Source organism: Phenylobacterium sp., assembly GCF_031984885.1.
GTDB lineage: Bacteria > Pseudomonadota > Alphaproteobacteria > Caulobacterales > Caulobacteraceae > Phenylobacterium.
Map to the genome: position 1 here is coordinate 15,018 of NZ_DAMABV010000019.1, position 10,887 is coordinate 25,904.

A 10,887-nucleotide genomic window follows, 5' to 3' on the forward strand; every position below is an offset into this window, starting at 1 on the left:
TTAAATATTGATCGAATGTCTGCGCCCGCGCGGCAGGCAGTTGACAGTCCATCTGTGTCAGGGAATCAATCAGTCGATTGATTGAGTCCGAGGTCTCGGACCGTCGATGAACCGACCCGCAAACGGGCGGGTGAAAACAAGACTGGGGGAAACAAATGGCACGGCTCCTGTGGTGTACGACTGCGCTTGTTCCGTTTGTCGGCTGGTCAGCGCCTGCGCTGGCGCAGGGCGCGGCCGTCGATGCGATCGAAGAGGTGGTGGTGACGGCCCAGCGCCGTGAACAACAGATCAGCGACGTGCCGATCGCCATTTCAGTGGTTTCGGCCGCTACGCTCGAAGAGGTCGGGGCCAAGTCCGGGGCCTCGCTGCAGGGCCTGGTCCCGGCGCTGAACATCAACGCCACGGCCAGCTATGGCGGCTCGCCGGTGTCGATCCGCGGCACCTCGGGCCTCGGCGGGGCCGAAGATCCGGTCGCGGTCTATATCGACGACGTCTACACCTCGTCGGGCCAGTTTTCGGTGACCGCGCTGTCGGACGTCTCGTCGGTCGAGGTGGTGCGCGGTCCGCAGGGAACGCTGCAGGGGCGCAACGCCACGGCCGGCGCCCTGATCATCCGTACGGCCGATCCCGAGCGCGAATTCGGCGGCTACATCCGCGCCACGCTCGAAGACCCGACCGCCCACCGCATCGAGGCGGCCGCCACCGGGCCGCTGGGCCAGACCCTGGCCGGCCGCATGTCGCTGGACTGGTTGAACGAAGAGGGTTGGGCGACCAACCTGTTCGACGGCCGCAAGATGGGCGGGACGCGGATGCACAATGTTCGCGCCACCCTGCTGTGGGAGCCGGTCGACGCAGCCCGCGTGCGCCTCAGCGTCAACTACCAGGACCGCATCGTCAGCCAGCCGACCGTGCGCTGGGCGCAGACCACCATCTATCCGGCGCCGGGCCCGGTGACGCCGGTCGGAACCCAGACGCCGCAGATCCCGCTGCCGGCCGCCGAACAGGACCGCTACCTCGACGACAAGGTGGTCAATCTGAATATCGAGCCGCGCAACCATCTGCGCTCGCCCAGCATGGTTCTCAACGCGCAGTACGACTTCGGGCCGATGACCCTCGTCTCGGTGACCGGGGCCAGCAATTACGTCAACGAAGGCGTCAACGACTCCGACTCCCTGGCCATGACCGACCGCCAGGGGCGCAATGCCGCCAAGTACACCGGCTCGGCGATCAGCCAGGAACTGCGGCTGCAGTCCAACGACAGCGAGCGGCTCGACTGGATCTTGGGCTACTACTACGCGCGCTACCAGGCGACGATGAACTTCGACATCTTCAATCAGAGCCTGTCGACGCCGATCAACCAGGTGTCGAACTTCCTCTCCGACCAGACCAATCCGAACTGGGCGGTGTTCGCCGACGCCACTTGGCGCGTGACCGACCAGATCTCGCTGACCGGGGGGGTGCGCTACACCGAGGACACCAAGGACTTCGGCAACACCTGGACCTCGATCAACACCGACACCGGGGCGGTGCTCGGCCGCGTGCCGTTCGACGCGCCCAAGCGGACCTGGACCGACACGTCCTATCGCGCCAAGGCGGCCTGGGAGCCGTCCGACGACGTGATGGCCTATCTGAGCTACAGCAAGGGCTTCAAGGCGGGCGGCTACAACGCCTTCGGAGTCGGGGTGCAGCCCGGCTACAATCCCGAGATCATGAAGTCCTGGGAGGTGGGGGTGAAGGCCTATCTCTGGGAGCGGCGGGCCTTCGTCGCGGCCGCCGCCTACGACAACCTCTACGACAACCTGCAAGTGACCAGCGGCGTGCCGACGGGCGGCGTGGTGATCACCAACGCGGCCTCCGCCAAGATCAAGGGCTTCGAGGTCGAAGGCGAGCTGCGCCCGACCCCGAACTGGACCTTCCTGGCCAACCTTGCCTACATCGACGGCAAGTTCAGCAGCTTCCCGCGCGCGCCGAACATCCTGGGCGTCCTGACCGACGCTTCGGGCAACCGGCTGACCAACAGCCCCGAGTGGCAATATTTCCTGCAGGGGCAATACCGCGCCGAGCTCAGCGCCGACTGGGACGTGAGGGTGACGGCCAACTGGCGCTGGCGCGACGAGATCTATTTCAACCCGACCGACCAGGAGCTGGCGCATCTGCGCGGGCCGGCGAACGGCGAGTTGGGGGCGCGGGTGAGTTTCATCTACCGCCCGATGGAACTGACCTTTGCGATCTACGGCAACAATCTCAACGACAGCCGGGTGGTGGCGAACCAGGGCCTGACCTTCAGCTACCCGCAGGCCTTCTTCAATCGGCCGCGGGTGATCGGCGTGCAGCTCGAGAAGAAGTTCTGATCATGGCGCGCCGTTACCTCGACCTATCCGTCCCGATCCAGAACGACATCGAGTCCGATCCTCCCGGCGCGCGGCCGCGGATCGAATATATCCGCCACGAGGAGAGCTGGGAGGGGCTGGCGCGCAGCTTCCCCGGCATGCGCCGCGAGGACCTGCCTGAGGGCCAGGGCTGGGCGGTCGAGCGGCTACAGGTCTCGACCCACAACGGCACCCATATGGACGCGCCCTGGCACTACCACGCTACCCAGGACGCGGCGCTGGCGGGCGGGCCGCGGCGGGCGATCACGATCGACGAAGCGCCGCTCGACTGGTGCTACCGGCCGGGCGTGAAGCTCGACTTCCGCCGCTTCGAGGACGGCTATGTCGTCACCGCGGCGGACGTGGAAGCCGAACTGGCGCGCATTGGCTATGAGTTGCAGCCGCTGGACATCGTGGTGGTCAACACCGCGGCCGGCGGCCGCTACGGCCAGGAGGGCTACGTCGCCTCGGGCTGCGGCATGGGGCGGGAAGCGACGCTCTATCTGTGCGAACGCGGCGTGAAGGTGGTCGGCACCGACGGCTGGTCCTGGGACGCCCCGTTCGTCCATACCGCCCGCAAGTGGGCGCAGAGCGGCGACGCCTCGCTGATCTGGGAGGGGCACAAGGCGGGCAGGGAGATCGGCTACTTCCAGATGGAGAAGCTGGCCAATCTCGACCAGCTGCCGCCGTTCGGCTTCGAGATCAGCTGCTTCCCCGTGAAGATCAAGGACGCCAGCGCCGGATGGATCCGCGCCGTGGCGATCTTCGAAGAATGAGCGCGCAGGGCCCTTCCGCGCGCCGCGAACTGAGGCGCCACTGGCCGACCCTGCTGGGGGCCACCATCGGCGCGGCCTTCGGCTCGGCGGCGCTGCCGTTCTACACCGCCGGGCTGTTCATCGTGCAGCTCGAGCAGGCGTTCGGCTGGACGCGCACCGAGTTGACCGCCATCGGCCTGGCCACCACCCTGACCATCGCCGTGGCTGCGCCGTTCGCCGGGGCGCTGTTCGACAAGGTCGGGATCCGCGGGCCGGCGCTGGTGGGCTTCGCCGCCTTGGCCGCCAACTTCGTCTATATGAGCCAGCTGCAAGGCTCGCTGGTGCAGTACGCGATCGTCCATCTGGCGTTGGCGCTGCTGATGATGGGGACCTCGCCCATCGCCTTCACCCGGCCCGTCAACTTCGCCTTCGACCGGATGCGTGGTCTGGCGCTGGGGATCACTATCGGCGGCATCGGGGCGATGGCCGCGATCGCTCCGCCGATCGTCGCCGGGTGGATCGAGACGCATGGTTGGCGGTCGGCCTATCTGGCGCTGGCGGCGGCCGTGGTGGTCGCCGGACCGGTGGCGCTGCTGCTGGTCGGCTGGCGGGCCCCGGATGCGCGTCTCACGGCCGAGCCGGCTGCGGTGGCGCAGCGGCTGGCGGCCCCGATCCGCAGCCCGCTGTTCTGGCGGCTGGTGGTCAGCTTCGTGCTGATCGCCCTGGCCGTGGCCGGCTTTGTGACCCACTTCGTCCCGATGCTCACCGACGGCGGCATGAGCACGCTGGAGGCTGCGCGGGTCGCCGGGATGCTGGGCGTGGCGGTGCTGGTCGGGCGTCTCGGAGTCGGCTGGCTCGTGGACCTCTATTTCGCACCTTTCGTCGCCGCCGCGATCATGGCGTTGACCGCGGGCGGACTGGCTGCCCTGGCGCTCGGCGGCCCCGACTTCGCGGTCGTCGGAGCCATCGCTGTCGGGCTCGCCATGGGGGCGGAGGTGGACCTGATCGCCTATCTGACGGCCCGCTACTACGGCATGAGCCACTATGGCCGGATGTATGGCCTGCTCTATGGCGCGTTCGTCATCGGCACGGGGGCCAGTCCCTATGTGATCTCGCTGATCCAGGCGGCGGCGGGATCATACGCGCCGGCGCTATGGCTGTCGGTCGGAATGCTGGCGGTCGTGACGGTGCTGTTTCTCACCGCGCCGCGGTTCGACGCGCCGGCGACGACGGAAGACCTAGGTGCTGCGATGATCGGATTGAAGGAGTGACGAGCATGAATTTCCGACGCGTGGTCACCGGCCACGACAGCCAGGGCCGCTCGATCATCGCCCAGGACGGCCCGGCCGCGAACCTGTTCGGACCTGCCCAAGCCCCTTACCTGATCAACTTCTGGGCCACCCGCGCGCCCTCTGGAATGGACGATCCGGCCGAAGGCGATATCCCGCTCGCGCCGGCGCCGGGCGGAGCGACGTTCCGGTTCTTCCGAGTGCCGCCAGAGAGCGCCAGCGCGCACCTCGACGAGGTCGAACAGCGTCGGCGGACCTCCGCCTACTACGCCCAGGTTGGTGCGGCGGACGCGCACGTGGAGGGCCGCCACCCCGGTTTCCATCGCACGGCCAGCGTCGACTACATCGTACTGCTGGAGGGCGAGGTCAGCCTGCTGGTCGATGAGGGCGAGGTCGGTCTACGTCCGTTCGACGTGGTCGTGCAGCGCGGAACCAGCCATGCCTGGGTCAACCGCGGCGAAAGCCCAGCCCTGATGATGGCGGTGCTCGTCGACGATCGGGAGGCGCAGCCCCGCTAACCTGCCTGATCGCTCGGAGCAAGCCTTCTTGCGCCTCAATTCAATCAACTGACTGACCGATTTTGTCGTCCACCGAATTTGACCTGGCTGCGTCGGTGGACGCGCGGAAGGGAACATCATGACCGTCAACGCCACGCACGACCCGAACCTCAAGAGCTGGGTCACCTCCGCAAACCTTCCGGACACCGATTTCCCGATCCAGAACCTGCCGCACGGCGTGTTCAGCCAGGGCAGCGAGGCCCCGCGCGGCGGCATGGCCATCGGCGACCAGATCCTCGACATCAAGGCGGCGCTTGCCGCCGGGCTGCTGCGGGGCGCCGCCGCGCAGGCGGCCGCCGAGCCGGATCTGCGCGAACTGATGGGGACGGACACCCAAGCGGTTTCGGCCCTGCGCGTGGAGGTGCAGGCCCTGCTGGCCATGGGGGCTACCGAGCAGGAAGGGGTTCAGCCATGCCTGGTCCCGATGGCCCGGGCCCAACTGCACATGCCGACGAAGCCTGGCGCCTTCACCGACTACATGACCTCGGCTCCGCACATCGCCGCTCCTCGCCCGGCGCGGCCGCAGGGCGTTCTGCCGCCCTGCTTCTGGACGCTGCCGATCGCTTACAACAGCCGCGCATCGTCGGTCGTCGTATCAGGCCGACCGCTGGAGCGGCCGCACGGCCAGTACCGGGGCTCGGAGGGCGCCGAGTTCGGACCAACGCGGGCGCTGGACTACGAGCTGGAGTTCGCCTGTTTCATCAGCCAGCCGAATGGGCTGGGGACGCCGATCCGGCTGGCCGACGCCCGCCGTCATGTCTTCGGCTACTGCCTCCTCAACGACTGGTCCGCGCGCGACATCCAGTACTGGGAGAGCGTGCTTGGCCCTTTCCAGGGCAAAGCGTTCCGGTCGACCATCTCGCCTTGGGTGGTGACCGCCGAGGCGTTGGCCCCGTTCCGCCAGGCCATGCCGGCCAGGCCGGCCGATGCGCCCCGGGCGCCGCCGCACCTGGTCGACGCGGCCAACGAGGCCGACGGCGGTCTCGCCATCCGCTTCTTCGCCCACCTTCGTACGCCACAGATGCGCAGCGAGGGCGCGCCGGCCGCCGTGCTTACCGACACCTGGTTCTCGGCTGGAGCTTGGAGCTTCGAGCAGATGATCACTCACCACGCCATCGGTGGTTGCAACCTGGAGACCGGGGACCTGATTTCGTCCGGCACCTTGTCGGGCGAGGCGCTGGCGAGCGCGGCGTGTTTGGTCGAGATCACCGGCGGCCGCGTGCCCATCGGACTGCCGAACGGCGAGAGCCGCCTGTGGCTGCAGGACGGCGACGAGCTGGTCATGACCGCCCGCGCCGAACGTGAGGGCTTCGTGCCGATCGGCTTCGGTGTCTGCGCCGGCGAAGTCGTCCCGGCGGTCGCCTTCGTTCCCTAGATCCAGTCCCGGAGAGTCTGTTGAGCAAGTCGATTGAAAACGGGCCTCTGGACAGCCTGCGGGTGCTGGAGATCGAATCGAGCGTCGCGGTCCGCTATTGCGGCCGGCTGTTCGCCACCCTTGGCGCTGAGGTCCGCCGGCGGGCGGAGGGAACCGCGCCGGGGGCGGGCGACTTCGCCTCATATGCGGCTCATCGCGTTCGCCACTGACTATGACGGAACCCTGGCTCACCACGGGCGCGTGGATGAGGACACGATCGCGGCCCTGGAGCGGCTGAAGGCGAGCGGAAGAAAGCTGCTGATGGTGACCGGTCGGGAGTTGCCGGACCTCAAGCAGGCGTTCGACCGGCTGGACCTCTTCGATCTCGTGGTCGCCGAGAACGGATCGTTGCTCTATTTTCCGGCCAGCCAGGAGGAGCGGCTGGTGGCCGCCCCGCCGCCGGCGGAACTTATAGCCGCCCTGCGCGAGCGCCATGTCGAACCGCTCTCAATCGGTCGCGGCATCGTGGCGACCTGGGAGCCGAACGAGGCCGCCGTGCTCGATGCGATCCGGGAGACGGGCCTGGAGTGGCAGATCATCTTCAACAAGGGCGCCGTGATGGTGCTGCCTCCGGGCGTAAACAAGGCCACGGGCCTAGCCGCGGCGCTGGAGGCGCTCAGACTCTCACCGCTGAACGTCGTGGCGATCGGAGACGCCGAGAACGACCACGCCTTCCTCACCGCCTGCGGGTGTTCGGTCGCAGTGGCGAACGCGCTCGATGCGGTGAAGGCCACCGCCGCCCTGGTGACGTCGGCTGATCACGGTGCGGGCGTCGCGCAGGCGATCGACGCTCTGCTTGCCGAACCATCGCCCCTGATCGCCGCCGCCGCCTCAGCCCGCGCCATCGCTCTGGCTCCGGACGCCGATGCAGGCTTGGCCGCCGACCGCGGCGGCGTGCTAATTGCCGGATCCTCGGGTTTCGGCAAGTCGACGCTCGCGACGGCGCTCATCGAGAAGCTGGCGGCCCAGAGCTTCCAATTGTGCGTGCTGGATCCGGAGGGCGACTACAACGAACTCGAAGGCGCGATCGTCCTGGGCGACGCCAAGCATGAGCCCGTGGCGGCCGAGGCCATGACCGTTCTGGAGAACCCGGGCAGCCCGCCGCTTGTGATTAACATGCTGGCCCTGAAGGTCGCCGACCGGCCCGCCTTCTTTCGGGAAACCGTCGGGCGGATCTGCGAGCTGCAGGTCAATAGCGGACGGCCGCATTGGCTGGTGATCGACGAGGCGCATCACATGCTGCCTGCGGCCGAGGCCAGCGAGGTGCTGCCTCCGGAGCTTTCCGCGGTCATCTACGTCACCGTGCACCCTGACCAGATGACGCCGGCGGCTCTGCGGGCGGTGCGAACCTTGCTCTGCGTTGGTCCCAAGGGCGCAGAGGTGTTGGCCGGTTTCTGTTCGGCGGTGGAGGTCGACGTCCCGGACGTCCCCGAGCCCGATAGCGAGGACTTGGTGCTGTTCTGGGACCTGGACTCCGGCCGCCCGCCGCGTTGGGTCGCCGCCGATCCTCCGCAACAGGCCCGCAAGAGGCACACCCGCAAGTACGCCGAGGGCGAACTGGGCGCCGACAAGAGCTTCTACTTCCAGGGGCCCGACGGGGCGCTCAACCTGCGCGCCCAGAACCTAATGGTCTTCCTGCAGATGGCGGACGGCGTCGACGATGCGACCTGGCTGCATCATCTCCATCGCGGCGACTATGTCCGCTGGTTCCGGGACGCCATCAAGGACGAGAATTTGGCGGACGAGGCGCTGAGCCTGCAGGACTCCGGCGATGCGCAAGCCAGCCGCAAGGGGATGCGCGAAATCATCGAGCGGCGCTACACGGCGCCGGCGCAGAGCTGAAGCCGCGGCGCAGCGGCCGTCAGGGGGCGTCCTGCGCGCCGGACGCGGCCGGGGCGGGCGGTGTCAGAATCAGCGTGCGCCCCTCCACCCGCCAGGAGCTCAACTGAGAGAGAAAGTTCATCCCCAACACGTCGATCGATCCAGGCGCGGGGGAAATCACGACCTTCAGGTTCATCGCCTCGATGCCGCCGATGTCGAGTTTCTCGACGGTTCCGGCCCTGGCCTCCACGATCCCGTTGGCCGTCCGCACGCGAAGGGGCACGAGGCTCAGGTCGGCCTCCACACCGGCCAGCCGCGCCGTCTCGGGCGTGAGCGCGGTGACCGTGGCGCCGCTGTCGACGAGCATTCTGCGCTCGGCGCCGTTGATGGCGGCCGCGACCCAGAAGTGTCCGTCCGGGGACATCGCGATCCGCACTTCGCGCCCGACCACCCTCTGGTTGTCGAAGCCCAGACGTTCGGCGAGCTGCGAAAGATAGGGGTCGAAGGGTGCGCGCTGGAAAATGACGAGCAGGCCCAGCGCCAGAACCATGAAGGAGAACGCCGCGCGGATGAAGGGCCCGATCCGCGGGATGTTGAAGAGAACGACAAGCAGGAAGGCGCTGGCGACGGCGAGCAGCGCCAGATGACGCCAATCGGGTTCGGCGGTGAACGGCATGATCTGGGTTGAACAGCGCAGCGGTGGTTTCGATCCGCCCGCACAGCGCGTCCACGCGCCGACGTGAAACCTAAAGTCGGGACAAGAATTGCGTACGGAGCCACCAAGGGAGACCGCGATGTCGGAGCGGACAATGTACGGCGCCGAGGCGGCGAGGCCGATGCTTCATCCCCTGCACGCCAACTTCTGGCGTTTCCGATCGCCCTGTTCACCGGCGCGCTCGCCTCGGACGTCACCTATCTGCAGACCGCCGAACTCCAGTGGTCGAACTTTTCCGCCTGGATGATCGCCGGCGCCCTGCTCGTCGGAGCGCTGGTCCTCGTTTGGTCGGTCGCCAGCGTGATCTTTCCACGCCGGACCGGCCGGATCAGGGCCGGGGCGTACCTGCTGCTGGTCGCGATCATGTGGCTCGCGGGCCTGTTCAACGCCTTCCAGCACAGCCGGGACGGCTGGAGTTCGGTGGAGACGACCGGGCTCCCGCTCTCCCTGATGTCCACGTTCACCGCGCTTCTGGCCGGCTGGATCGGATACTCCACCCTGGGGAGGACCCAGCGATGACCGGACGTCTGCTCGCTCTGGTCGTCGTGTCGCTCGCCCTGGCGGCCTGCGGCCGCGGCGATCGCAACCTTGCGCAGACCGGCCCGCAGCCGCAGCTGCCGAAAATCGACGCGACGCTGCCGCCGCCGATGAAGATCGCCAGACCCGTGGGATGGGAGGGGAGGGTTCCCACCGTCCCCGACGGCTTTTCGATCACGCCGATGGCCAGCGATCTGAAGGTGCCCCGCCAGATCCTGGTCCTGCCCAATGGCGACATTCTGGTCGCCGAAGGCTCCGGGGCGGGGCCCCGGTCATCCGGCCCAAGGACGTGATCGCCGGCTATATCAAGAGCCTGGGCAAGACTGGCGTGAAGGGCGGGGACCGGATCACCCTGCTGCGCGACGCTGATGGCGATGGGCGCGCCGAGCTGCGCACAGTTTTCATCGACGGCTTGAACGCTCCCTACGGCCTGGCCTTCGTCGACGGGGCGCTCTACGTCGCCAACCAGGACGCGCTGCTGCGCTTTCCCTACCAGCAGGGCCAGACGCGCCTCACCGGACGCGGCGAGGAGGTGAGCAAGCTGCCCTCCCAGCTCAATCACCATTGGACCAAGTCGCTGACCGCCAGCGCTGACGGCGCGCGGCTCTATGTCGGCATCTGGGCGCGGTGGGTGCGGGCCTCGCTCTGGTCGCGGTGGCCTGGCAGTCACTGGTGCTGGTGAGGTTCTGAGGCGCGCGCGGCGTGCTCACGCGTTCAGCACCCTGCGCAACGAAGCCTCGATCTGGCCGCCGCAATAGGCGTCGCCGTAGTCTTCCCGCGCCTGGGCGGCCAGTCTGGCCAGCGGCGGCAGGCTTGCGACCCGCCGCGACAGCGCGGCGGTCATGGGCGCGGCGTCTTCCAGGATCGCCTCGATCGCGCCGAACCGGTCGGCCATTGTCGTCCAGAGAGTGGCCGTCACGACGTCCGCGACGCCCGGCGCTTGGCCGCCCAGCAGGAGGCCGGCGTCCTTCTTCAAGCCATGGCGGCTACCGGTCTCCTCCCAGAGCGACATCCATTTCTTCAGGCGCGGCGCAAAGTCCTGCCAGCGCTTCTCCGTCCACATCTCGCGGCCGCCATCCAGGGTGATTTCGTCGATCACGTCGTTGGCGTCGTTGACGGTCTTCATGGTCAGGGCGCGCAGGCTGGGGGCGTCCGGCAGGAGGTTCAGCGTCTCGCCCAGATAAAGGATGATGGCCGGCGTCTGGGCGACGGCGAAGTCCGCCTTGGTGTCGATCAACAGCGGCGGCCCCATAAAGGGGACCGGCATGTCGCCCGCTGCTCCCTCCATAAGCCTGGAGATCGCGGCATCGCCGCATTCGGTCCAGGTCTTGCCGGCGTAGGCCAGAAGGGCGCGCACGAACTGGCCGCGAAAGGGCACGGACCAGTAGTAGAGATCGTAGTCGGTCATATGGCGACTCCCGGCGATGCTT

At 67.9% G+C, this 10,887-nt stretch carries 12 protein-coding genes; 10 read left to right on the plus strand and 2 right to left on the minus strand.

The window, feature by feature from the left end; all coding sequences use genetic code 11:
- The first annotated feature begins 155 nt into the window (after positions 1 to 155).
- The 7 genes from RTL41_RS19125 to RTL41_RS19155 all read left to right on the plus strand — a co-directional run bounded on the left by RTL41_RS19125 (position 156) and on the right by RTL41_RS19155 (position 8,226).
- Positions 156 to 2,351, plus strand: a complete 2,196-nt coding sequence (locus RTL41_RS19125) for a TonB-dependent receptor (protein WP_312166780.1) — start codon at positions 156 to 158, stop codon at positions 2,349 to 2,351.
- Between the two features lie 2 nt (positions 2,352 to 2,353).
- Positions 2,354 to 3,145 carry a cyclase family protein gene (locus RTL41_RS19130; protein WP_312166782.1) on the plus strand — a complete coding sequence of 264 codons (792 nt, stop codon included), beginning with the start codon at positions 2,354 to 2,356 and terminating at the stop codon, positions 3,143 to 3,145.
- The gene (locus RTL41_RS19135; RefSeq protein WP_312166784.1) at positions 3,142 to 4,395 is read left to right on the plus strand and encodes an MFS transporter; all 1,254 of its coding nucleotides are present in this window, start codon (positions 3,142 to 3,144) and stop codon (positions 4,393 to 4,395) included. The genes RTL41_RS19130 and RTL41_RS19135 overlap by 4 nt, the downstream gene beginning before the upstream one ends.
- A 5-nt stretch (positions 4,396 to 4,400) precedes the next feature.
- Positions 4,401 to 4,931, plus strand: coding sequence for a cupin domain-containing protein (locus RTL41_RS19140; RefSeq protein ID WP_312166785.1), 531 nt, complete (start codon positions 4,401 to 4,403; stop codon positions 4,929 to 4,931).
- Between the two features lie 118 nt (positions 4,932 to 5,049).
- Positions 5,050 to 6,345, plus strand: coding sequence for a fumarylacetoacetate hydrolase family protein (locus RTL41_RS19145; protein WP_312166787.1), 1,296 nt, complete (start codon positions 5,050 to 5,052; stop codon positions 6,343 to 6,345).
- A 20-nt stretch (positions 6,346 to 6,365) separates the two neighbouring features.
- Entirely contained in the window at positions 6,366 to 6,554 is a 189-nt protein-coding gene (locus RTL41_RS19150; RefSeq protein ID WP_312166788.1) for a hypothetical protein, read from the plus strand.
- A complete protein-coding gene (locus tag RTL41_RS19155) occupies positions 6,529 to 8,226 on the plus strand; it encodes an HAD family hydrolase (RefSeq protein WP_312166790.1) in 1,698 nt (565 codons plus the stop codon). Before RTL41_RS19150 ends, RTL41_RS19155 begins: the two co-directional genes overlap by 26 nt.
- Before the next feature lie 19 nt (positions 8,227 to 8,245).
- Here the strand turns inward: RTL41_RS19155 and RTL41_RS19160 are convergent, their stop codons facing one another.
- Positions 8,246 to 8,881 carry a TIGR02281 family clan AA aspartic protease gene (locus tag RTL41_RS19160; protein WP_312166792.1) on the minus strand — a complete coding sequence of 212 codons (636 nt, stop codon included), beginning with the start codon at positions 8,879 to 8,881 and terminating at the stop codon, positions 8,246 to 8,248.
- 63 nt (positions 8,882 to 8,944) lie between these two features.
- On the opposite strand from RTL41_RS19160, the gene RTL41_RS19165 reads away from it, so the two are divergent.
- The 3 genes from RTL41_RS19165 to RTL41_RS19175 are packed head-to-tail and all read left to right on the plus strand — an operon-like array spanning position 8,945 to position 10,139.
- Complete coding sequence (locus RTL41_RS19165; protein WP_312166794.1) at positions 8,945 to 9,439, plus strand: DUF2231 domain-containing protein; 495 nt, start codon at positions 8,945 to 8,947, stop codon at positions 9,437 to 9,439.
- Positions 9,436 to 9,750, plus strand: a complete 315-nt coding sequence (locus tag RTL41_RS19170; RefSeq protein WP_312166796.1) for a hypothetical protein — start codon at positions 9,436 to 9,438, stop codon at positions 9,748 to 9,750. The genes RTL41_RS19165 and RTL41_RS19170 overlap by 4 nt, the downstream gene beginning before the upstream one ends.
- Positions 9,747 to 10,139, plus strand: coding sequence for a hypothetical protein (locus RTL41_RS19175; RefSeq protein WP_312166797.1), 393 nt, complete (start codon positions 9,747 to 9,749; stop codon positions 10,137 to 10,139). The genes RTL41_RS19170 and RTL41_RS19175 overlap by 4 nt, the downstream gene beginning before the upstream one ends.
- Before the next feature lie 24 nt (positions 10,140 to 10,163).
- Here RTL41_RS19175 and RTL41_RS19180 read toward each other — a convergent pair whose 3' ends face one another.
- On the minus strand, positions 10,164 to 10,865 hold the full coding sequence (locus RTL41_RS19180) for a glutathione S-transferase (protein ID WP_312166799.1): 702 nt from the start codon (positions 10,863 to 10,865) through the stop codon (positions 10,164 to 10,166).
- Between the last annotated feature and the right edge of the window lie 22 nt (positions 10,866 to 10,887).